The sequence below is a fragment of the Holdemania massiliensis genome, assembly GCF_022440805.1.
GTDB classification, from domain to species: Bacteria; Bacillota_I; Bacilli_A; order Erysipelotrichales; family Erysipelotrichaceae; genus Holdemania; species Holdemania massiliensis_A.
This window is the reverse complement of sequence record NZ_JAKNTK010000001.1, coordinates 2173937-2196907: the sequence shown is the minus strand read 5'-3', so window position 1 is coordinate 2196907 and position 22971 is coordinate 2173937. Positions and strand designations below refer to the sequence as shown.

23 protein-coding genes and 1 tRNA gene are annotated in these 22971 nt (G+C 50.4%); 23 read left to right on the top strand and 1 reads right to left on the bottom strand.

Going from position 1 to position 22971, the window contains the following annotated elements; genetic code table 11:
- Positions 1–50 precede the first annotated feature (50 nt).
- From MCG46_RS10065 to MCG46_RS10005, 13 genes are all read left to right on the top strand, one after another.
- Positions 51–1850 carry an ABC transporter ATP-binding protein gene (locus MCG46_RS10065; protein WP_240279884.1) on the top strand — a complete coding sequence of 600 codons (1800 nt, stop codon included), beginning with the start codon at positions 51–53 and terminating at the stop codon, positions 1848–1850.
- Positions 1847–3694 (top strand): ABC transporter ATP-binding protein, encoded by a 1848-nt coding sequence (locus MCG46_RS10060; RefSeq protein ID WP_240279882.1) that lies wholly within the window; start codon positions 1847–1849, stop codon positions 3692–3694. Before MCG46_RS10065 ends, MCG46_RS10060 begins: the two co-directional genes overlap by 4 nt.
- A gap of 19 nt (positions 3695–3713) precedes the next feature.
- Positions 3714–4211 carry a hypothetical protein gene (locus MCG46_RS10055; protein WP_240279880.1) on the top strand — a complete coding sequence of 166 codons (498 nt, stop codon included), beginning with the start codon at positions 3714–3716 and terminating at the stop codon, positions 4209–4211.
- Between the two features lie 130 nt (positions 4212–4341).
- The gene (locus tag MCG46_RS10050) at positions 4342–5682 is read left to right on the top strand and encodes an MATE family efflux transporter (protein ID WP_240279878.1); all 1341 of its coding nucleotides are present in this window, start codon (positions 4342–4344) and stop codon (positions 5680–5682) included.
- 86 nt (positions 5683–5768) lie between these two features.
- On the top strand, positions 5769–6143 hold the full coding sequence (locus tag MCG46_RS10045) for a GntR family transcriptional regulator (RefSeq protein WP_020223636.1): 375 nt from the start codon (positions 5769–5771) through the stop codon (positions 6141–6143).
- A 2-nt stretch (positions 6144–6145) separates the two neighbouring features.
- Positions 6146–7003, top strand: coding sequence for an ABC transporter ATP-binding protein (locus tag MCG46_RS10040; RefSeq protein WP_240279876.1), 858 nt, complete (start codon positions 6146–6148; stop codon positions 7001–7003).
- On the top strand, positions 7003–7635 hold the full coding sequence (locus MCG46_RS10035) for an ABC-2 transporter permease (RefSeq protein WP_154240124.1): 633 nt from the start codon (positions 7003–7005) through the stop codon (positions 7633–7635). Before MCG46_RS10040 ends, MCG46_RS10035 begins: the two co-directional genes overlap by 1 nt.
- Before the next feature lie 16 nt (positions 7636–7651).
- Entirely contained in the window at positions 7652–8461 is an 810-nt protein-coding gene (locus MCG46_RS10030) for a PHP domain-containing protein (RefSeq protein WP_240279875.1), read from the top strand.
- A gap of 139 nt (positions 8462–8600) precedes the next feature.
- Positions 8601–8885 (top strand): DUF1905 domain-containing protein, encoded by a 285-nt coding sequence (locus tag MCG46_RS10025; RefSeq protein ID WP_020223632.1) that lies wholly within the window; start codon positions 8601–8603, stop codon positions 8883–8885.
- A gap of 102 nt (positions 8886–8987) precedes the next feature.
- Positions 8988–9452: a signal peptidase II gene (gene lspA, locus MCG46_RS10020; protein ID WP_240279873.1), complete on the top strand. Its 465-nt coding sequence runs from the start codon at positions 8988–8990 to the stop codon at positions 9450–9452.
- Complete coding sequence (locus tag MCG46_RS10015; protein ID WP_240279871.1) at positions 9452–10375, top strand: RluA family pseudouridine synthase; 924 nt, start codon at positions 9452–9454, stop codon at positions 10373–10375. The genes lspA and MCG46_RS10015 overlap by 1 nt, the downstream gene beginning before the upstream one ends.
- On the top strand, positions 10372–11649 hold the full coding sequence (locus tag MCG46_RS10010) for a rhomboid family intramembrane serine protease (RefSeq protein WP_020223629.1): 1278 nt from the start codon (positions 10372–10374) through the stop codon (positions 11647–11649). The genes MCG46_RS10015 and MCG46_RS10010 overlap by 4 nt, the downstream gene beginning before the upstream one ends.
- Before the next feature lie 13 nt (positions 11650–11662).
- Complete coding sequence (locus MCG46_RS10005) at positions 11663–12145, top strand: deoxycytidylate deaminase (RefSeq protein WP_240279869.1); 483 nt, start codon at positions 11663–11665, stop codon at positions 12143–12145.
- 304 nt (positions 12146–12449) lie between these two features.
- On the opposite strand, the gene rnhC is transcribed toward MCG46_RS10005, so the two are convergent.
- Positions 12450–13343 (bottom strand): ribonuclease HIII, encoded by an 894-nt coding sequence (gene rnhC, locus MCG46_RS10000; protein ID WP_240279859.1) that lies wholly within the window; start codon positions 13341–13343, stop codon positions 12450–12452.
- A gap of 88 nt (positions 13344–13431) precedes the next feature.
- Between rnhC and MCG46_RS09995 the strand changes: the two genes are divergently transcribed.
- From MCG46_RS09995 to MCG46_RS09950, 10 genes are all read left to right on the top strand, one after another.
- Entirely contained in the window at positions 13432–14115 is a 684-nt protein-coding gene (locus MCG46_RS09995) for a CvpA family protein (protein ID WP_240279857.1), read from the top strand.
- Positions 14112–16445 (top strand): endonuclease MutS2, encoded by a 2334-nt coding sequence (locus MCG46_RS09990; protein ID WP_240279855.1) that lies wholly within the window; start codon positions 14112–14114, stop codon positions 16443–16445. The genes MCG46_RS09995 and MCG46_RS09990 overlap by 4 nt, the downstream gene beginning before the upstream one ends.
- The gene (gene uvrC / locus MCG46_RS09985) at positions 16442–18205 is read left to right on the top strand and encodes an excinuclease ABC subunit UvrC (RefSeq protein ID WP_240279853.1); all 1764 of its coding nucleotides are present in this window, start codon (positions 16442–16444) and stop codon (positions 18203–18205) included. The genes MCG46_RS09990 and uvrC overlap by 4 nt, the downstream gene beginning before the upstream one ends.
- A 48-nt stretch (positions 18206–18253) precedes the next feature.
- The gene (locus MCG46_RS09980) at positions 18254–18457 is read left to right on the top strand and encodes a helix-turn-helix domain-containing protein (protein ID WP_006059179.1); all 204 of its coding nucleotides are present in this window, start codon (positions 18254–18256) and stop codon (positions 18455–18457) included.
- Positions 18458–18516: 59 nt separating this feature from the next.
- Complete coding sequence (locus MCG46_RS09975) at positions 18517–19530, top strand: M15 family metallopeptidase (protein ID WP_240279851.1); 1014 nt, start codon at positions 18517–18519, stop codon at positions 19528–19530.
- Entirely contained in the window at positions 19527–20261 is a 735-nt protein-coding gene (locus tag MCG46_RS09970) for a glutamate racemase (RefSeq protein ID WP_020223621.1), read from the top strand. Before MCG46_RS09975 ends, MCG46_RS09970 begins: the two co-directional genes overlap by 4 nt.
- Positions 20262–20424: 163 nt before the next feature.
- The gene (locus tag MCG46_RS09965; RefSeq protein WP_240279849.1) at positions 20425–21411 is read left to right on the top strand and encodes a GerMN domain-containing protein; all 987 of its coding nucleotides are present in this window, start codon (positions 20425–20427) and stop codon (positions 21409–21411) included.
- A gap of 40 nt (positions 21412–21451) precedes the next feature.
- Positions 21452–21919 (top strand): metallophosphoesterase family protein, encoded by a 468-nt coding sequence (locus MCG46_RS09960; RefSeq protein ID WP_240279847.1) that lies wholly within the window; start codon positions 21452–21454, stop codon positions 21917–21919.
- A gap of 100 nt (positions 21920–22019) precedes the next feature.
- Positions 22020–22096, top strand: a tRNA-Arg gene (locus tag MCG46_RS09955).
- A 139-nt stretch (positions 22097–22235) separates the two neighbouring features.
- Positions 22236–22967, top strand: coding sequence for a hypothetical protein (locus tag MCG46_RS09950; protein WP_240279845.1), 732 nt, complete (start codon positions 22236–22238; stop codon positions 22965–22967).
- Positions 22968–22971 lie beyond the last annotated feature (4 nt).

Sequence of the window (22971 nt, the reverse complement as noted above, 5' to 3'; positions counted from 1 at the left end):
AAGCACTGCTGAGCGTGCTTTTTATTTTTGAATTTTAAAGGAGGGGGAAAATGCGAAAGTTTCAATTTATTTGGGAGTTTCTGGAAGGCAACCGCAAACGCATGGCGGCGATGATCGTCTTGGTCTGCGTCTACGCCTTTCTGAACTTATGTTCGCCGCTGTTGTTCAGTTTCATGATTGACAATGTCATTCATCAACAACCAACAACCAATCCGGTGCTGGCCTGGCTGTTGGAAAGCTTAGGCGGAGCTCAATATCTGCAGCGGAATTTATGGATAGGCGCGGCGGCGATTCTGGCGATCAACGCCCTGATCTGCGTGTGCGTCTTCCTACGCGGATACTGGAATGCGGTGATTTCCGAAGAAGTATGCCGCAAGGTCCGCAATCGGTTGTATGCGCATCTGCAGTCTCTGCCGTTCAGTTACCATGTACGGATTAAAACCGGTGATTTGGTGCAGCGCTGTACCAGTGATGTCGATCAGATTCGGCGGTTTTTATCCGGTCAGATTTCTGAAGTGGTCTATTCGATTGCGACGGCATTGGCGGCACTGCTGATTTTGTTTTCGATCTATCGTCCATTAGCATGGCTGGCGGTGATTTCAATGCCGCTGTTAGTGATTTACGCCTATGTTTTCTTCACCCGCGTGCAGAAAGCGTTTTTGGCATCGGATGAGGCAGAAGGTGATCTGAGCACTGCGGTTCAGGAGAATTTATCCGGAATCCGCGTGGTGAAGGCGTTCAACAACGAACGCGAGGAAATTCGTAAATTTGATAAGAAAAATATCCGTTACCGCGATCTGACCTTCAAGATGATTCAGTATCTGGGAGCGTATTGGGGAACCAGTGATTTGATCTGTCTGACGCAGATTTTCGTGATTATCCTAGCGGGCATTTTTGCCGCTTCCCGCGGTGATCTGAGCGTTGGCAGCTTCTTTGTGTTCATTTCCTATGAAGGCATGATTTTATGGCCAGTGCGCAATTTAGGCCGGATTCTGGCGGATATGGGCAAGATGAGCGTGTCGATCGGACGGCTCCAGGAAATTCTGGATGAAGCGCCGGAGGATGTGACAAGCGGAGAAACACCGGCGATCAAAGGCCGGATTGAATTTGATCACGTTCAGTTTCAATATGAAGGCGACAGTCAGCCGGTGCTGAAAGATCTGAATTTTACGATTGAAAAAGGCATGACGGTTGCGCTGATCGGACCGACCGGCGGAGGCAAGAGCACGCTGGTGCATCTTCTGATGCGGCTGTATGATCCGACCGGCGGACAGATCCGGATTGACGGTCACGATCTGACGCAGATTCAGCGTCAATGGCTGCGCCAGAACATCGGCATCGTGCTGCAGGAACCATTTCTGTTTTCCAAAACGATTTATGACAACATTCATCTGGCCCGCCGCAGTGCCCGGCGTGAGGAAGTGGAACAGGCGGCTCGGATTGCTTCGGTGCATGAGGTCATTGCGGAGTTTGACCGGGGCTATGATACGTTAGTCGGTGAGAAGGGCGTGACCCTTTCCGGCGGGCAGAAGCAGCGGATCGCGATTGCCCGGACCGTTTTGTCGCCGCAGCCGATTTTGATCTTTGACGATTCCCTGTCGGCAGTGGATACGCAGACCGACGCTCAGATCCGAGCTGCGCTGAAAGAGGTTCAGAGTCAGACGACGACGCTGATCATCACCCAGCGTGTGGCTTCCGCCATGGATGCCGATCTGATCCTGGTGCTGGAACAGGGGCAGATTACGCAGTCTGGAACGCATGAACAACTGTTGAATGAAGACGGACTGTACCGCCGGATCGTGGATATCCAGACAGCCCGGATGAATGAAGGGGGAGGTGAGGAAGCATGAGTCAGATTCGTTTTGAAGAACAACAATATAACACGGAGTCTTTGGATGCCGGCTTGTGGAAGCGGATCTTTGTGCTGATGAAGCCGCTGCGCAAAGAACTGGTCCATCTGTTGATCTTGATGGTGGCGGTAGCCGGCTGCGACGTTTTGTTTCCGATCCTCAACAAAGTGGCGATTGATACCTTTGCGGCCGGCGGCCAGCCGGACAGCTCGCTGTGGCTGTTTTCCATCGTCTACATGGCCGGGGTTTTGTTTCAGGCCTTCAGCGTCTATCTGTTTTTTATGCAGGCCGGCAAAATTGAAATGGCGTTTTCCTATGATGTACGTGAAAAAGCCTTTGCCAAGCTGCAGACCTTATCGTTTTCCTATTTTGACCGCACGCCGATCGGCTGGCTGATGGCGCGGATGAACAGCGACATTGCCCGGCTGGCTGAAATCCTGTCATGGAGTCTGATGGATTTGATCTGGGGATTGGCGGTCATGCTGGGCGTCAGCGTTGTCATGCTGATCGTGAACTGGAAGCTGGCCTTGCTGGTGCTGATGGTGGTGCCGGTGCTGGCGTGGCTGAGTGTCTGGTTTCAGGTAAGAATTCTGAAAAATTACCGCAGTGTGCGGCGGATTAACTCACGCATTACCAGCGCGTTCAACGAGGGAATCACAGGTGCTAAAACGACCAAAACCCTCGTTATTGAAGCGGACAATCTCAAGGAATTCAATGCTGAAACGCTGGAAATGAAAGCGGCCAGTGTGCGGGCGGCAACGCTGTCAGCGCTGTTTATGCCGGTCGTCATGGGTTTGGGCGCGATTTCTACAGCGGCGATCCTGTGGTCAGGCGGACATCAGGTATTGATGCAGACGCTGCAGTTTGGTACGCTGATGATGTTTACCCAGTATGCAACGCAGTTCTTTGAGCCATTAAGGCAGATTGCGCGGCTGATCGCCGAGCTGCAGCTGGCTCAGGCCAGTGCCGAACGGGTGCTTTCCTTGTTGGACAGTGAACCGCAGATTGTCGATACGCCGCAGGTCATTGAAAAATATGGCACGGAGCTGGATCCGAAGCCTCAGAACTATGAACCGTTGATCGGCGATGTCGAGTTTTCTCATGTCGACTTTGAATATCTGGAAGGCGAGCGGATTCTGACCGATTTCAACCTTAAGATCAAAGCCGGACAGACCGTGGCTTTGGTCGGGGAGACAGGTTCGGGCAAGAGTACCGTGGTCAATCTGCTCTGCCGCTTCTATCAGCCGCTTGCTGGGCAGGTTTTGATTGATGGAAAAGATGTACGCGAACGTTCCTTAGGCTGGCTGCATTCCAATCTCGGGTATGTGCTGCAGTCACCGCATCTGTTTTCCGGAACGGTGAAGGACAATATCCGCTATGGCAAGCTGGACGCCAGCGATGAACAAATTGAGGCTGCGGCGAAGATGGTCGATGCGCATGAGTTCATCCTGCGGCTGGAAAAGGGCTATGATACGGATGTTGGGGAAGGCGGTTCCCGGCTGTCCACCGGCCAGAAACAGCTGATCTCCTTTGCCCGTGCAGTCTTGGCTGATCCGCGGATCTTCGTTCTGGATGAAGCAACGGCTTCGATTGACACCGAAACCGAACAGGTGATTCAGTATGCGATCGAGCATTTGATGAAAGGCCGGACAAGCTTCATCATCGCGCACCGACTGTCGACGATTGTGAACGCGGATTTGATTTTGGTCATGAAAAAGGGTAAGATCGTAGAACAGGGAACGCATGGTGAACTGATGCACTTAAACGGCTATTATGCCCGTCTGTATACCGCGCAGTTCAATGAAGACCTGGAAAACCAGCTGCTCAACCGCAGCCGAAGTTAAGTGAGAGGAAGCGAAGTCTATGAAACTGGAAATCGGAACGCGTTGTCCGTTCCATATTGATGAGGGTGTAATGATTGACTATGTTGAGGATCAGTGGCTGATCTTAATCAAAGATGCGCTGTGGCAGCCGGAAGAAATCAAGGCCTTCCGCCGCAATCCCGGACGGCTGGCATTTCTGCCGTTGGATACGGCAGTGTTCTTTACGGTCAATATCGATGATGTCCTGGAAACCTCAGATCTGCCGTTTGTCATTCAGGAATGTGAGTGTGCGCAGACACTTTTCAAACGGCCGGAGATGGCGGTGACGCTGGCTTTGATATCCGCTCAGGATGAAGTTATAGCCCTGCGGCAGCTGACGTTAAGCACAGCGGATGCGGCGCAGGTCAAAAATCATCTCAAACGGATTCTTGACGCGGGTTATGAGCAGGATGTTTCCAATCATCAGATTGATAAAACACAGGCTCGTTACCAACCGTACGAGCTGGAGGAAAAGGCGTTGTTTACCGCCGCATTCTGAATGTAAAAATCTAAATGTAACAAGAATGGAAGCAATGAAAACTGACACCGCTTCCATTTTCATTTTATCTTGACATCCCTTGATCCCGAGCGTATTCTAAAAAAGTTCTGAAATCAGGGGGATGAATTCGATGGAATTTCAAACACACAAAATGTCATTGTTTCATTATACGTGGCCGATCTTTATCGAGCTGCTTTTACAGATGCTGGTCGGCAATGTGGACCAGATGATGATGAGTCAGGTGTCGCAGAATGCTGTGGCGGCGATCGGGAATGCCAATCAGATTGTCAATGTGCTAATCATCACGTTCAGTGTAATCTCGTTAGCGATGACCATTCTGGTTACGCAGTATTTCGGTAGTGGCAACCCTGAACGGGTGTCGGAGACTTATTCGCTGGCTTTGGCCGTTAATTTTGTCTTTGGCTTAGTCATCAGCGCGGCATTGGTGTTTTTTAATATGTCGATTTTTAACTGGATGCATGTGCCGGCGGAAATTCTGCATGATGGTTCAGTGTATATCACAATTATCGGTTTGGGTATGATCTTTCAGGCTTTGTTTATGACTTATATCGCGATGTTTCGCACCCAGGGCTGGATGAAGCAGACGATGGCAGTATCGGCACTGATGAATGTTTTGAATATCGTTGGTAATTTCGTTTTCATTCGCGGATGGGGCATAATTCCGCCGCTGGGTATTGCGGGTGTTGCGATTTCCAGCACGGTGAGCCGCCTTATCGGTTTGGGACTTTTAATCGTGATGTTCAATCTGCGTTCCACGATTGCGGTCAGTCTGCGCACGTTGACTCCGTTTCCCTGGAAGCAGCTGAAAAAACTGCTGGCGATCGGGGTGCCTTCAGGCGGGGAAAGTGTTTCCTACAATCTGTCGCAGATGGTCATCACCAAAATTGTCAACGGGTTTGGCACAGCGGTGATCAATACGCGGGTTTATGCGAACATGTTTGCGATGGTTTCCTATATGTATGGCAGCGCTGTTTCGCAGGCTGCTCAGATTCTAGTGGGCATTCTGATCGGTGGACGGAAACTGGAGGAGGCTCATAAGCAGGTGATGCGCACCCTCGTTTATTCACTGATCATCGGCGTCGGCGTGTCGGTGCTGCTGTATTGTTTTTCAGATGAGCTGTTCGGGTTGTTTACGCAGGATCCAACCGTGCTGCGGCTGGGCAAACAGGTGATGTTCATCGAGATCTTTTTGGAAGCCGGGCGGGCGGTGAATATGACACAGGTTCGGGCGCTTCAGGCTGCCGGTGATATCCGGTTTCCGATCCTGTTAGGCATCGCTTCGCAATGGGGTGTGGCCGTAGCGTTGTCCTATCTTTTGGCGGTAACGTTCAAGCTGGGCGTGGTCGGCGTATGGCTGGCAATGATGATCGACGAAGTCCTGCGGGCGATCTTGTTTCTGATGCGGTGGTATTCGGGTAAATGGAAAAAGCAGAATCTGATTGAAAACTGACGAAACGGTCAGTTTTTTTTCAAATCCTGTTGACACAGCGAGTATATTGTATATACTGTATATATACGGTAAGGAAGGATGACGGTATGGAAATCTTTATCAGCAACACAAGCGATAAGCCGCTTTATGAACAAATTACTTCGCAGATTAAAAATCTGATTCTCAGCGGCGCATTAAAGGAAGGGGACGCCCTGCCTTCAATGCGAATCTTGGCCAAGGAGCTGAGAATCAGTGTGATTACGACGAAGCGGGCGTATGAAGAACTTGAACGTGAAGGCTTCATCGTGACGCAGAGCGGAAAAGGAAGTTTTGTGGCGGCGCGCAATGTGGAGCTGATCCGGGAAGAGAACTACCGGCAGATTGAGCAGCAGTTGACCCAGGCGGTTCAGCTGGCTCATCTGGCGGAAATCGGACTGGATGAGATGATCGAGATCCTGACGCTGCTGTATAAGGAGGATTAACAATGGACGCCATTTTATCAATAGACAAGCTGCATAAGCAGTATCCTGACTTTGAACTTAAAAACCTCAGCTTTACGCTCAAACCCGGTGAAGTCATGGGCTTTATCGGTGAAAACGGGGCCGGGAAGACCACCACGATCAAGGCTCTGCTCGGGTTAATCCGCAGTGAGGGTCAGATTCAGATCTTTGGCAAACCCGCAGATCAGCTCAGCGTTGAAGAACGCGGTCAGATCGGAATTGTTCTGGACGGCTGTCATTTTCATGATCAGCTGAAGATTCCGCAGGTTGACAAGGTTCTGGCCGGCATTTATCCGAAGTGGGATCATGGTCAGTTCATGAAGCTGTGCGAGCGCTTCGGTCTGCCTTTAAACAAAACCGTGAAATCATTTTCGACCGGCATGAAGATGAAGCTGTCGATTGCGGCGGCGCTGTCGCATCATGCCCGGCTCTTGATCCTCGATGAGCCGACCAGCGGTCTGGATCCGATTGTCCGTGATGAAATCCTGGATTTGTTCTATGATTTCATTCAGGATGAAACACATTCGATTCTGTTTTCCAGTCATATCACGACTGACATTGAGAAAATTGCCGACGTGGTTACATTCATCCATCAGGGAGCGCTGCAGTTCTGCCTGCCAAAGGATGTGCTGCACGATGAATATGGCATCGTGAAAGGGCCGCGTTCTCAGATTGAAAAAATTGACCGGGACTCGCTGCTGGCGCTGCTGCCGCAGAATCTGACCTGTCAGGGTTTGGTTCGCAACCGTGAGGAAATCCGGCAGGCCTATCCGATGCTCAGTGTCGAGCCGGCGAGATTGGAAGAAATTATGCTGTGCATGGTAAAAGGAGAGCGAAAATAATGAAAGGCTTACTGTATAAGGATTTAATGGTTGTTTTGGATTCAGCCCGCATGATGGCGGTGATCGTCGTTTTATTTCTGGTGACAGCGATGGCCGGCAATGGTTTTTCGATGGTGAGTTCGATGATGGCGCTGTTGGTTGTAACCCTGGCGATTTCCTCATTCAGCTATGATGATCTGGCGCATTGGGATATCTTTGCAGCCACACTGCCGATCAGCCGCCGAAAACTGGTCCTCAGCAAATATGTATTTCTGCTTTTGTTGGGAGCGGGGGCGCTGGTACTCAACGTTGTTCTGGCGTTTGCGACGACGTTGATTGCACCGGAAGCGGACTTCCAGTTTCAGATCGCAACCGGACTGCTCAGCACCCTGGTGGCCTGCATTCTGGATATTGCGATTATCCCGCTGATCTATAAATTCGGAGCGGAGAAAAGCCGGATTCTGTTGATGGGAGCGATGGCGCTGATCTTTGTATTGGGCTTTGGCGTGCTGCGGGTTTTGCCGGCATTGTCCATTGATACCGAGGCTATTTCCTTCACTGCCCTGGCACTGGGGCTGATTGTGGTCTTTGCGGCAGCGTTCTTGATTTCCTGGTTCTGCTCTGTTAAAATCGTAGAAAAGAAGGAATATTAATCAGGAGGCAGTCAGGATGCAGAGAATCGATGGGCATGTGCATTTAGAACACGGACCAATCTGTGCTGAATACATTGAAGCGTTTGTGGATGCGGCGCAGAAGCAGGGGCTGGAAAGTATTCAGATCTTAGATCATACCCATCGGTTTAAAGAATTTCATCCGGCTTATCGAAGTGTGATCGAAGCCGATCCGACGCAGGCTCAGTGGCTCAGCGGAAAGGGCAAGTTCCAGGATTCGCTGCGGGATTATCTGGCATTAGTCCGCGCGATGAAGCAGCGGAGTTGGCCGCTAGAGGTTCGGTTTGGTCTGGAGGTTTGCTACACGCCTGAAAGTGAACCGTTTTTAAAGGAAATCTGCCGGGGACTGCCGTTGGATTTTCTCGTCGGCAGCGTGCATTCAATTGGCGGTTATCTCTATGATATGCCCTTTTCACAGCCGCTGTTGTGGCAGAAACAACCGCATTCGGCGATTGTCGAACAATATTGTGAATGCGTACTGAAATCAGTGCAGAGCGGTTTGTTTGATCAGATCGGCCATCCGGATACGATCAAAATGGCAGCTTCGGATGCCGTGATGGATCGCAAATGGATCAGCCGGATCGCCTTGGAAGCCAAACGCCGGGGTGTGATCGTAGAATGCAATACCGGCTGTCATTGGCGGTATGCTCATCCGGATTATGGATTATCCGCAGACTGGCTGGAAGTGCTGGCAGATCTGGAAATTCCGGTTATCACGGCCAGCGATGCGCATGATCCATGCAACGTCAACCGGGATCTGGAACAGGCACGGGCCCGACTGCTTCAGTTTGGTGTCCGCTGTGTTTGATCTCTGTTTCGCTTTGAATGAAAATGAAACCGCTGTGTCAGGCGGTTTTCTTCTGTTGGCCGCTACTGAAATCATGTCTTTGACAGGAATCGACTGAGTTTGAAGCAGGAAGGTCAGACTAAACCTGGAGGTAAAAAAGATGAATCAAAAAGTTTATGAATTTGACGCCGTGATCCGCAAGGTAGATGGAATCGATGGGGCATATATCGAATTTCCTTGGGATGTCCGGGAAGAATTTGGGCGCGGACGAGTGTTGGTCAGCGTTGAATTTGACGGGGTTGCTTATCAAGGCAGTCTGGTGCGGATGGGCACACCGGGGCATATCGTCGGTGTGCGCAAGGACATTCGTGCGCAAATTGGAAAACAGCCGGGCGATGAAGTCCATGTTCGGCTGCAGGAGCGGATCTCAGAGAAAAAGCGATGACTTTTCCGTGACTGGAAATACGACAAAGGCGCATAAGTGTAGGCTTTGAAAAACCGCGGGGCGTATGATACAATACAAGAGTTATAGAAAATGGTGAAAGTTATGAAAATAAAAGAAATACTTTTGTTGGCAGGGGTGCTGGTTCTCGACCTGCTGACGAAATTCTGGGTGCAGTCCACAATGACGCTGGGCCAAAGCATTCCGGTCATCCGCGGATTTTTCAATATTACCTATGCTCAGAATACGGGGGCAGCCTGGAGTCTGCTTGAGGGAAAGATGGTATTTTTCTATATCATCACAGCGATTGCGGTCGTCGGTTTTTCCTGGTATTTATGGAAAACGGATAAACGGGATATCTGGACGCGGATGGCGACAGTGCTGGTGATCGGCGGAGCGCTGGGCAACCTGATCGACCGCGTGGCCTTTCATTACGTCCGGGATTTTCTTGATTTTATTATTTTCGGATACGATTTTCCGATTTTTAACGTGGCGGACATGGCATTGTGCATCGGCGTTGGCCTGCTGATTCTGATCACGCTGGTTCGGCCGGAAGGAGAGAAACATTGATGGAAACACGGATTTTAATTGTCGCAGAACAAGACCAGGGAACGCGATTGGATAAATATTTAAGTCAGGCGATGGACGATTGCTCGCGCAGCCGCGTCCAGCAGCTGATCGACGCGGAAGCGGTGCGGATCGAGGATCTGCCGGTAAAAAACAGCTATAAGGTCAAAGCCGGTGATGAAATCGAAGTGATGCTGCCGGAGGATGAACCGCTGGAAGCGCAGCCGCAGGAAATGGAACTGGATGTTGTGTACGAAGATCACGATGTGATTGTCATCAATAAACCTAAGGGGATGGTTGTTCATCCGGGGCCGGGGAATCCGGATCATACGCTGGTCAACGGGCTGCTTTGGCATTGTCAGGATCTTTCCGGGATCAACGGCGTGCTGCGGCCGGGAATTGTGCATCGAATTGATAAGGATACCAGCGGTTTGATCGTTGCCTGCAAAAACGACAACGCCCATCAGTCCCTGGCGCAGCAGCTGGCGGAAAAGACTGCCGGCCGGCAGTATTACGCTTTGGTCCATGGCGTGATGCCGCATGAATATGGAACGATTGACGCACCGATTGGACGCGATGAGAAGGATCGCCAGAAAATGGCCGTTACAGAAAAGAATTCCCGGCCCGCGATCACGCATTTTAAGGTTGTCGAACGATTTGATCGGTATACCTTGCTCAGCTGCCGGCTGGAAACCGGCCGGACGCATCAGATTCGTGTTCACATGCAGTACATCGGTTTTCCGATTGTCGGCGATCCGAAATATTCGCTGCGCAAGACACTGGAGACGCAGGGACAGATGCTGCATGCCTATCAGCTGTCCTTCGTCCATCCTTCCACGGGTGAACGAATGACCTTTGAAGCACCGCTGCCGCCTGCGTTTGAAGCGCTGTTGGCGCAGCTGCGCCAGGAAAGGAGCAGCCTATGAGCAGCTTTACAGAGAAAGACGTCCAGTTATTGCAGCTGGCTTATTACTTTGTTTCTGACTGTCAGTATCAGTTTATTTCAACACGTGAAGCGCAGGATGAAATCTGGCTGGGCAATCCGAAGCATCCGGAATACCCGATTATTCGGCTTTCACAGACGCGTTTGAGCACCGTATTTTTCGATAAGACCCGGATTCTGAAAATTCATCAGGCCATCCGGAATTTATTCCGCCGCAACTGCGATCTGCTGGATATCCATCTCAGTGATGAAATTGTGGAGGATCAGGAAGAACAGATCGATCTGGTGACCATATCGCCGCAGACAGTATCGGATCCGCAGCTGACAGCTGTGTTTCCGGGAATTGATCATGCAGTGCAGCCGATTCAGGATCCGCAGCAGGAGTATGATCGGATTACTCAGAAGCTGAGTGAACTGCAGCGTCAGCGGGCGCACAGCACACAGAAAAAATCGCCGCTTCAGCCGCCGAAGGCAACGATGATTTTAATGGGCATCTGCATCGCGGTATACTTGTTGAGTCTGGTTTTCACGTTCATGTTTAAAAATTTAGGCGGGTCTGGTGAAGTGAGCGTGGCCGTTGCGGTCTTGTTGGGCGGCTATTACAAAGCGTTTGTGGTCGGAGCGAACGAGTATTGGCGCTGGCTGACCAGTGCATTTGTGCATGTTGATTTTCTGCATTTGTTAATGAATATGATGGCGCTGTACAACATGGGCATGCTTTGTGAGAAGCTGTTTGGTGTCCGCAACTATCTAATCGTGCTGTTCGGTTCTGTCCTGTTTGGCTCGGCGTTTGTCTTTTTGGGCAGCGGCAATGTTGTGGCGATGGGCATCAGCGGCGGCTTGTATGGCTTGCTGGCCGCTTTTCTGGTCTACGGCATTCAGACCCGAATTCTTTTCCAGCCGCAGTTAAGGACGCAGTTCTTATTAATTCTGATGATCAACTTAATGATCAGCCTGATGCCGGGGGTATCGCTGGCGGCGCATTTCGGCGGTTTTGTTGGAGGCTTGCTGATCAGTGTTGTCTTAACCCGCAATGATTCCTGGGCTCAGCTGCGTAAAAATACAATGGTTGCTTTATGCGTTGCCGTTGTGTTTATCGGCCTGAAAACAGTGGAGCCGAAGGCAAGAGAGCTGGATGCGATCTACCCGGGAACGGATCGGATGATTGTGGAAATGCTCAGGGATCTGCATCTGGATTTCTATGGCGATCATTTAAGCAAAAAAATGGTTGAAACCTACGTGGGTTCATCACTTTAGGAGGAAAGAACATATGAAGCGTGAACATGTCTTAAGCTGGGATGAATATTTCATGGGTCTGGCACATTTGTCAGCTATGCGTTCCAAGGATCCGTCAACCCAGGTCGGTGCCGTGATCGTGGATGCCGAACACAAAGTGGTTGGTATCGGTTATAACGGTTTGCCGATCGGTTGTTCTGATGACGAATTTCCATGGGATCGGGAAGGCGGAATGCTGGAAACCAAATATGCGTTTGTCGTGCATGCCGAACTGAACGCGATTCTCAACAGTACGCGTGACCTGCATGGCTGCACTCTGTATGTGTCGTTGTTTCCGTGCAATGAATGTGCGAAGGCGATCATTCAGAGCGGGATTCGCAGAATTGTCTATGAGGATGATAAATATGCCACCGCGGACAATGTCATCGCTTCAAAACGGATGCTGAATGCGGCAGGCGTAGAACTGGTACGCTTAGGTAAACGTGTGCGGTTAAATGTAGAAGTAATTGAGGATTAAACACATTATAAAAAAGATCTAAGCACTTCCAATTGAACTATCGTACAATCATAACGAGTAACCTCATTATCCATTGCTTGGTTTTTATATGATCAGAATCATGGGGGTTTACTTATTCGCATTACTTCCATGGTGCGTGGATTGAAATCAAAAGTGTTAAATATCAAGCGGAAATAGATGTTGCCGCATCGCTCACGCGGTACGTGGATTGAAAAAAAGAAAAGAGGAATGACAAGGGTTTGGCTGGATTCAGCTTCATCTTGATCTTCCTCTTTTTGTTTTAGATTTCGGTTTTCTTAGGAAATTATAACAAATCTGCAACTTTCTCGGTATTTTTAAAGTGCAGCTTTGCGACTTCCTTGAGATGCTGTTCTCCATGTTTTCTGACGAAAGCGGCGCCGTCCTGATCTACGGCATTTCCAGCGCCTTTGGAAAAAGTCATGTCCCATTGATTTTCCATCGCCGTCCAGGCTTTTAAAAACGCGCAGCGGGCAATCATGGAAGCACAGGCGACAGCCGGATAATGACTTTCGGCTTTGGTTTCAAAATGCAGCCCGCGGACAATTTCTTTCTGATCTTTACAATAACGATAATAGCTGGCTTGGGGCGTGAACTGATCGACAATCGCCGCCTTTGGGAGCTCACCGCGCTTGTGCTTCAAATGAACATAGGCTTGGTTGTGCAGGATCGCTTTAATCTGGTTCATGTTGCATTGTTGATGAATCTGGTTGTATTTTGCCGGAGGCAGAATTAATAAAGAATAAGCCAATCGTTCCATTAACAGCGGAGCGGTTTTTAAAATGACCTCGTCATTGATCTGCTTGGAATCATTGACTTTCAGGGTTTCTAACCAGGCAAGATCCTGTTTTTCAACGGCGCAGGCGCAGACACAGACTGAGCCAAAATAATCGCCGGTACCTACTTCATCACTGCCGGCGTGGGTCTGTTTGGCAAAACGCCGGAAATCGTTTTGACCCTGACTTTGATCAAAGCTTTCCTCCGTTTGAAACGGGGCGGCATAGATGGCGGCATCCTTGCCTTGAAAGACAACTTTATTGGATTGATAAGCGGTTATTGTGCAGTTTTCCGGTTTTAGCTGATAGCGGGAATAAGCCGGAGCTTTGACTTCAAACTCACGCCAGGCCTCGTATAGACGCTCAATCTGGGGCAGAGTCAGCAGCAGTGTTATCGTATTCATGCATTCACCTCTGGCCATAATGATAACACAAGATTTGCAAAATCGCTTGTTTTTCGGTATGATGTTGCTCAGGTAGGAGTGATGGAAAATGGTCATTGAGAGCCAAACTTATATGGTGATTAACATCGCGGTGCTGATTATCGCGGTGGTTCAGGTTTTAGTGGGGATCAAGCGGGGATTTTTAATTCAGCTGATGGATTGCGTAGGCTTATTGGTTTCCCTGTTTGTCGCATGGTTGTTTTCGCCGGTACTCTCGGAGTGGGCGGCGATTGTGCCGGAAACGCTGAATCCGGCCCGGGAAACAGTATTGGGACCCTGGGTTTATGGTTTAATGAATCAGATCGTCTGGTTTATCGCGATCTTTATCGTGTGCCGTCTGGTGCTGCTTCTGGTTCGTCCGATTATCAAGATGCTGGGCAAAATTCCGTTAGTCAAACAGGTGAATCAGCTGCTTGGAGGACTGTTCGGACTTGTGAATACAGGCATCTGGCTGGTGGTGTTCTCAATCATTCTGATGCTGCCTTTCTTTGAAAATGGTCAGCAGGTGATTGATGCGACGCTGTTGTCGATGCCGGGGAGGGCGGCGGCTGTGATCAATGAAAAGCTGCTGGAGATGCCGCAGGATGAAAATCAGCTGCAGAAGCTGGTCGAAGGATGGGATCAGCTGACCGATGAAGATCGGACAATGATTAAAGATTGGCTGAATGACAATCAGCTGACCTTTCAAAATCTTCAAGAATTACTGAATTCGCTGAAAGGAGAAGGACAATGACAATTGGCAATGGCCTGGAGCTGGAACTGATCAAGCAACAGATCGCTCAGCTCTGTGCCTTTTCATTAGGAAGACAAAAAATTGAGGAACTGCAGCCCAGTTTTTCTCCGCTTTTGATCGCGAAGGAAAACCGGCGGATTGCAGAGGCTTTACAGGCTGTGATTCAGTTCGGACCGATGCCGTTTTATGGTATCCGCGATCTTTCACGGTCTTTGCATACAGTGCTGCGGGATGGCGTCTGCACTCCCCAGGAACTGATTCAGGCAGCCGATCATGCCCGCGGCGTCAGTGGGGCACAGAGCTATCTGAAGTCTGTGGAACTGCCATGCCCGGAAATTCATGAGCTGGCCGATACGATGCAGCCGCATCTGGAAGTGGCCCAGCAGCTGGAACGCTGCTTTACCCCGTATGGCGAAGTGCTGGACAGTGCGTCGCCGGAATTAAAACAGATCCGCCGCAGTCTGCATCAGACTGAAGCTGAGCTGGTGCGGGAAAGCCAGCGCTTTGTGCAGTCGCATGCCAGTCTGTTGACGGATTCGATCACCACGACCCGCAACGGCCGGATTGTCGTGCTGGCAAAAATATCAGAAAAGAACAGTCTGGGTGGGTTTGTGCATGGTGAGAGTGCTTCGGGAGCTACGGCCTATGTAGAGCCGGGCTGTTTGATCGAGCTGAATAACCGCAAGCAGACGTTGATTTCACGCGAGCAGGATGAAATCGACCGGATTCTGGTAGAATGCAGCCGCTTGTTAAAAAGCGTGGCTGAGCCGTATCTGGCCAATCTGGAAACGCTGGCGATTCTCGATGCCCTGTTTGCCAAAGCCCAGTGGGGGCAGCGGCATAACGGTGTCGTCGCCAAGCTGTCCGAAGGCCGGACGCTGATTTTAAATCAGGCACGGCATCCGTTAATTGATCCCAAGACCGTAGTTGCCAATACGTATCGGATAATTGAGCCGCAGAAGATGCTGATGATTACCGGTCCGAATACCGGCGGAAAAACTGTATCGCTGAAAATTATCGGCTTGTTTGTTTTAATGAGCTACTGCGGCATTCCGATCTGTTGTGAGGAAGCGGAAATTCCGCTGTTTGATCAGGTGTTCGTGGATATCGGCGATGATCAGTCGATCGTGCAGTCGCTGTCAACCTTTTCCGCCCATCTGTCCAAACTGGCGGATATTACCGGTCATGCGACGAAAAAATCGTTGGTTTTGCTCGATGAATTAGGTTCGGGCACTGATCCGAAGGAAGGTGAAAGCCTGGCGATTGCCGTCCTGAATGATCTGCGCGAGAAAGGCTGTCTGAGCGTGGTCACCACCCATTATGGCCGCTTAAAACTCTATGGTAAACGGCATGAGGATATCCTGGTCGCTTCCGTTCAGTTTGACGTTGAGAAGATGATGCCGACCTATCATTTTATTGAGGGGTTAAGCGGGCAGTCCAACGCGTTTGAAATTGCCCGGCGGTTTGGATTGAAAGAAAAGATTATCAAAGAAGCCGAATTTTTAAAGCGGCAGCAGCGTTCCCAAGAAGATGAACTGATCGAAAAGCTTGAAGCTCAGATTCTGGAAAATCAACAGCTGAAAGAAAAGCAGGAAGCGCTGATTGCCCAAACTGAACAGCGCCAAAAACAGCTGGAACAAGAGCTGAATCGACTCAGCGCGGAAAAACAGAAGATTCTGGATACGGCAGAGAAGCAGGCACAGAAGCATCTGGAAGAAATCAAAGAAGAAGGCGAAGCGCTGCTGGAAGAGCTGCGTCAGAGTGAGAAAACGATGAAGCTGCATGAGATCATCGAGAAGCAGCATCAGCTCAATGCCTTAGGCAAAAGCGAAGCACAGCTTGAAGAAGAGGCTGCGGCTGAGCCGGAGCCTCAGTTTCAGGTCGGTTCTTTTGTGGAACTGAAAAAATCGAGTCAGATTGCTGAAATTTTACAGCTGAAGCGCAACCAGGCCGTCGTCGATCTCAACGGCATTCGCACGACAGTCAAGCTGGAGGACATGCGCCCAACGCAGCGCCGCAAAAACAAGCCGGCCGCTTCCAGCACCTCGATGAAGGCACTGCGGGCGAAGACTGTCAGTCTGGAATGCAATATCATCGGCTGTCATGTTTTGGACGGTCTGGAAATTGTTGATAAATATCTGGATGACGCCGTCGTTGCCCGGATTGGTTCTGTACGGATTATTCACGGTGCCGGCACCGGCGTCCTGCGCAAAGCGGTTCAGGATAAACTGAACAAGGATCGGCGCGTGGAAAGCTGGCGAATCGGCGGCGCGGGTGAGGGCGGTGCCGGCGCAACGGTGGTTACGTTAAAAACGGGGAAATCAAAATGATCAGTTCTGCGCTGAAGGCCAAGCTGCAGACACTGCCGCTGGAGCCGGGCTGTTATTTGATGAAAGATAAAAATGATACGATCATCTATGTCGGCAAAGCGAAGAAGCTGAAAAACCGCGTCAACCAATATTTTGTCGGAGCGCACAATTACAAGACGACCAAGCTTGTCAGCAACATCGTTGACTTTGACTACATTGTGACCTCCAGCGAAAAAGAAGCGCTTGTGCTGGAAATCAATCTGATTAAGAAATATCGTCCGCGCTACAACATCATGTTTATGGACGATTCCTCTTATCCTTATATAAAGCTGACCAACGAAGCCTATCCGACCTTAAGGGTTGTGCGCGACGCTAAAAAGGACCGCAAAGCGAAATATTTCGGTCCGTTTCCCGATGCTTCCGCAGCCCATCAGACAATGAAGCTGCTCAATCAGCTCTATCCGCTGCGCAAGTGTGAGAAGATGCCGAAGAAACTGTGCCTGTATTATCACATCGGCCAGTGCCTCGGTCCCTGTGAGCTGAGTGTCGATCCGGAAATCTATAAGGAAATCTCGGAAAAAATCGCTCGGTTTCTGCGCGGGGATGTCAAGGATCTGGTCAGCGAGCTGAAAACAAAGATGAATGCCGCGGTGGAAGAACTGGCGTTTGAAAAAGCCCGCGAATACCGCGATCTGATCACCTCGATTGAACACATCACAGATAAGCAGCAGGTTCAGGTTGAGGACAACAAAGACCGCGACGTCTTTGCCTGTTATGCAGATAAGGGCTATCTGGCGATTCAGGGCTTCTTCATCCGTTCCGGCAAGCTGCTGGAACGCCAGCTGTCGCTCACTCCGCTGTATGGCGATCCGGAAGAAGAGCTGATCTCTTTTCTGATGCAGTATTATCAGAACCATCCGCTGCCGCAGGAGGTGATCGTGCCGCTGGAGCTGGATATCGAAGCCTTGCAGGAAGTCATCACCTGCAAGCTGATTCAGCCGGTCAAAGGCTATCGCAAGAAACTGCTGGAAATGGCGTCCAACAATGCCAAGACCAACCTGCTGCAAAAGTTTGAGGTCATGGAGCGCCAGAATGAAACGACGGAAGAATCAATGCGGCAGCTGGCTCAAAAACTGCGGATTCCCGGTTTGTCGCGGATTGAAATCTTCGATAATTCACATATCTCCGGCGCTTTTACCGTTGCTGGGATGGTCGTATTTGAGGATGGGCTGCCGTGCAAGAACGACTATCGGCTGTTTAAGCTGCATACCGAAAACAGCGATGTTGACTCGATGAAGGAAGTGCTGTACCGGCGTTACTTCCGGCTGTTAAACGAGGGCGGCCGGTTCCCGGATCTGCTTTTGGTCGACGGCGGGCTGACGCAGATTGAAGCGGCCAAGGAAATCCTCGGTTCGCTGGATCTGGATATCCCAATCTGCGGTTTGGTCAAAAATGAAAAGCATCAGACCGCCAGCTTGATGAATCAGAATCTGGAGATTGTCGACGTTGAACCGGGATCGGCGCTGTTCTTTCTGTTGACGCGGATGCAGGATGAAGTTCACCGGTTTGCGATCAGCTATCACCGCAAGCTGCGCCAGAAAGCCCAGACGAAATCGATTCTGGATGAAATTGAAGGGGTCGGTGAAGTACGGAAGAAAAAGCTGATGAGTACGTTTAAGAGTTTTAAGCGCTTAAAAGAGGCCAGCATTGAGGAAATTGCCCAGGTTGTGCCCGCTGAGGTCGCAGAAAGAATATTTGATACGCTGCATGTGGAACCTTAACCGGACTGTCCTGCATACTATGGTTTAGAAACCAAGAGGAGGACTGGGATGAAAAAGATTCTGACCCGGCGGGAAAAGGAAGTCTTTGATCTGTTGGTCAGCAATTACGATACGAAAGAGATCAGTGAACAGCTGAACATCAGTGAGAAAACCGTCCGCAACCACATCTCCAACGTGATCCTGAAGCTGGCCGTCAAAGGTCGGGCACAGGCTGTCGTGGAGCTGATCCGATGCCGCGAAATTGAAATCTAGCCCCCAAGAGGGGGCTATTCTTTTGGATTTATGTTATACTAAGACATGAGGTGGTTTTTTTGAAAATCAAACGCTTGCTTTTTGTCGCAGCCGTCGCTGTGCTGTGCGCCGGTTGTTTAATCGTGATGAATATCCGCTATGACCGGCTTTCCCGCTATCCGTACCAGGATCCGAAAAGCCGGGAGCTGATCGATGAATACTTAAGCGATGCGGATATCGAATATATCATTGAATATTCGATCGCCCCTTCGACCTTTGTGCCGTATATTCAGGCGGAACGGTTCAGTGTTTATCATGCCCCGGAATACAATTACATGGAAGAAGCGTTTTCTTACCGCAACTATGCTCCGGCGGCAATCGTAAACATGGTGGAGGAAACCCGCGATCAGATTGCCGTGCAGGATCTGGCTCAGCTGATGCTTGTTTACAGCTATGAAGAAGTGAAAGACTGGCTGGACCGCGGAGATCCTTATTACCGCAGCGCTTCGCTGGTGCTGGATCCTTCCGCCTTGGACACGTTGGTGGATGACGATCATACGATCGCTACGCATGTACCGCTGCACCTGCAGGCGCTGATGGATATCCCGCAGCTGACGGTGGAGCTTGACGGCGAGGAAAAGCCGATCCTTGTGGATGAGCGGATGCAGTATCCTTTGGAACAGCTGTGTGAAGCGGCGGAGGCGGAAGTCAGCAGCCGTGCCTGCGGCGGGTTAATTGTAACTGAAGGTTATGTCAGTTATCAAAAACAGGAAGAGCTGTTTAAGCTGGCAAAGGAACAGTATGGTTCTTCAGCCATTCTGTATGTCGATTATCCCGGACACAGTGAACATCAGCTAGGCTTAGCTGTGGATTTCGCCGCGACCGGCAAGAATGCGGAGGATTTCAGTACGACGCCGCAGTCGCAATGGCTGCAGGAAAATGCCTGGCGGTTCGGGTTTGTCCAGTCGTACACCGAAGACAAAGTGACCGAGACCAACAAACTGGCTCGGCCTGAGCATTACCGCTATGTCGGTCTGGCTCTGGCGCAGCAGCTGGTCGAGGCACATCATACATTGAAAGAGGGGACAGAATGATCGGTGTTTTTGATTCCGGCATCGGCGGACTGCGGTTATTGGATCAGCTGCGTCAGCGCTGGGGGCAGGAAGATTTCATCTACCTGGCAGATCAGGCGCACGTTCCCTATGGATCCCTCGACCGCGATACCTTGCTGGAGCTTCTGCAGCAGAATCTGAGATGGCTGGAAGATCAGGGCGCAAAGACGATCGTCGTGGCCTGCAATACCGCCAGTGCAACCGGAATTGCCCGTAGGTATATCGGACAGGCGCAGGTGATTGAGATTATTTCCAAAACCTGTGAACTGATTCCCGAGTCTGCCCGGAAAATTCTTGTTTTGGCCACGCCGTTCACCGTTCAGTCGCACCGCTATAAACAAGTGCTGGCTCAGCAGCGTCCGCAGGCGGAAGTCACAGAGGTCGGGTTGAGCTGTCTGGCGTTTATGATTGAACATTTGTGCCCAAAGCAGGAAATCTTGGCTTATCTTCAAGGTGAGCTCAGAGCCTATCGCGGACAATATGACGCGGCGGTGCTGGCCTGTACGCATTTTCCCTTTGCCCGCGAGCAGTTTGCGGAGGTCCTGCAGATACCGCTGATCGATTCGGAAAGCATTGCATTAGAAGCACCAAAGAAAGCGGGTCAGGGAACGCTGCGGATCGTGACGACCGGCAGCGGGGAACAGTTAAGCCGGCAGCTGCATCAGTTAATGCGTTGGGATACAGTTTGCGAACATGTTCAAATCGAAAAATAAGAAAACAGTGGATGGATGAACAATCCACTTTCCTGCCGATCGAAGAATAGGGAAACCTGTTCTTTTTTTCTGCCGCTCCGGCTTCACAATCTGGTATTTCAATTTGTCCTGGGCATCATTTCCTGAAGCAGGCGCGCATACACTGTGACAGGAGGGGATGTTCATGAAAATCAAACCTGAAACTTTGAAGCAGGGCGCAGCCTTGATGTTCGGAGCGGTAGCGCTGGCTGCTTATCTAACCACCGTGCTGTGGCCTTCCCGCCCGCAGTCCATCACGACCGTCAGCGGTACTGGCGCCAGCGGGGATATGGTCCAAGTCTATTTGCTGGATGAAGATGCAACCCTGATTCCCTATACACTGGGGATTGAGGAAGGTCTGGACTTGAATCAGAAAATCGCCGAGGTGCTGCGGCTAATGACGATCGGCAATGAACCGGTGCAGGGGGTCCGCGGTCTGCTGCCAAACAATGCCCAGCTTGAAAGCTGCTCGCTGCAGGGCAGTCAGCTGTCGTTGTACTTTCCAGAGAATTTTCGCAATTATGATCCTAAAACGGAGATGCGGTTGTTGGAAGGGGTGACCTGGGCAGTCACGCAGTTTGATGAGGTCAGCGAGGTGCTGCTTTATCTGGCCGGCGAACCGTTGACGCATATGCCGCAGCTGTCAACCCCGGTGCCGATGCCGTTAAATCGGCAGATCGGAATCAACAATTTTGAAAATACCGTCAACCGTCTGCATGACAGTCATTCCCTGACCGTGTTCTACACCCGCCAGAAAAATGGCATGAGCGTGTATGTGCCGAAGACGCTGCGCATCAGCAATCAGACCAGTCTGCAGGATACCCTGTCTTCCATTCTGTCGGATATCAGCGTGTTCAGTCAGCTGAAACAGCCCTTAGCCCAAACGCCGATTGCCGTCTTGGATTGTTCGCTGGACGCGGATTTACTGACGATTAACGTAAACGGCGAAATTCTGGATGAGGAAAAGAAAGTCAATGAAGAGCTGGTTACCAGTTTGCTTTTAAGCATTCAAAGCTCATTGGGCGTCAGTCGCGTAGAACTGCAGGTCGATGGGGTGACGGTGAATCTCAGCGGTGTCAACGATGATCCGATTGACTTAAATTCCTTGATTCTCAACCAAATATTGCTTTAAGGAAGACGGTAAATCTGATATTATTAGTACAGGTGGTAAAATGAAGATAGTAGTGGTCAGTGATAACCACGGTCGGACTGAACCGCTGGAGCAGATTTTAGAGCTCCATCGGGATGCGGATGTGTTTATCCATTGCGGGGACAGCGAGCTGCCGCCGCAGTTTTTACAGGGGTATGTGTGCGTCAGGGGCAACAATGATTTTTATTATGAGTATCCGGAGATGAAGATTTTGGAACTGGAAAATCATCGCATGATGATTGTTCACGGCCATCATCATCTGTATATGGGTCAGCTCGATATGTTGGTCAGCAAAGCGCGGCGGCAAGGCTGCGACTTTGTCTTTTACGGACATACGCATATTTTTTCCAGCCAGCAGCGTGACGGTGTGGTTCTTGTGAACCCAGGCGCGCTGTCCCGCAACCGCGACGGCACCCCGCCGTGTTATGCGGTAATTACGATTGAAGATGGGGAAGTGAACATCGAACGTGTCAACTGGACGCGGTTTTGATGCGCAGCGTACGCTGTCAACAAAATATGCTAAAATGACTTGCATTCTTCAACGCTTTTTGATATTATGATTGAGCGTTCAAAACAGTTGAACGAATGCTGTCCCGGTAGCTCAGCTGGATAGAGCATGCGCCTTCTAAGCGCACGGTCAGGGGTTCGAGTCCCTTCCGGGACGCCACTTATAACAGGAATCCTTCAATGAAGGATTTTTTTCTTCCTTGCAGGCAAAAAGCATGCGGGAATGAAGGGCTTGTGTTATAATAGGGACAAACAGAAGAAGGTTTCCTTCTTTTCTTTTTGATAAAGGAGTGATGAAGATGAGCTCGGGATTTTATGCGGAATTGATTGAAGAAATCACAGAGCTGATCGCTCAAAGACGGATTGAGGAAGCCCGGACAAAGGTCGATACGGAACTGGCGATGCCGTATGTGCCTTCTGACGTTCTTCCGGTATTGCGCCAGTTTGATCAGCAGCTGCGCGGACTGGCCGCTGAAAACCGCAGGCCTTCTGCCAGCGGGATGAGTCTGGATGAAATTGAAGAAAGCTTGAAAGGCGGGCGCGAGCAGCAGCTCAAGGCTGTCGACGCCATGCACGGGATGAATCTGCGCTCCTGTCTGGATCTTGTGCGGGTCTATTTAAAAACGGATCCGGATCCGCTGGCTTCAGCGCTGCTGATTGATTCGCTGATTGAGCAGCAGATTAATGAGGAGCTGACGCTGAACCGCGATGGAATTCAATATACGTTTATTCCCCGCTACCAAGAAGGGGCCGCGGAAAGCGATGGGTTTCTTGCTGCCCGTTTACAGCTGTGCGAATGGCTGGAAAATGAGAATCCTTCCTTATTTAATCTGTGCGAACAGGTGCTGATCCGTGAGGCTTATCTGGCGCTGCCGCTGGGTTTTGAGGAAGAAGAGGGCGTCTCGCTTGCGGCCAGCTGTGTTCATCTAGTATACTGCAGTATGCAGGATGAGGAAGGATGGCGTCAGTTCGTATCTCAGCAGCAGCTTGAAAATGTCAATTTATTTGATTTAAAAAGCCAATTTATTTGAAATT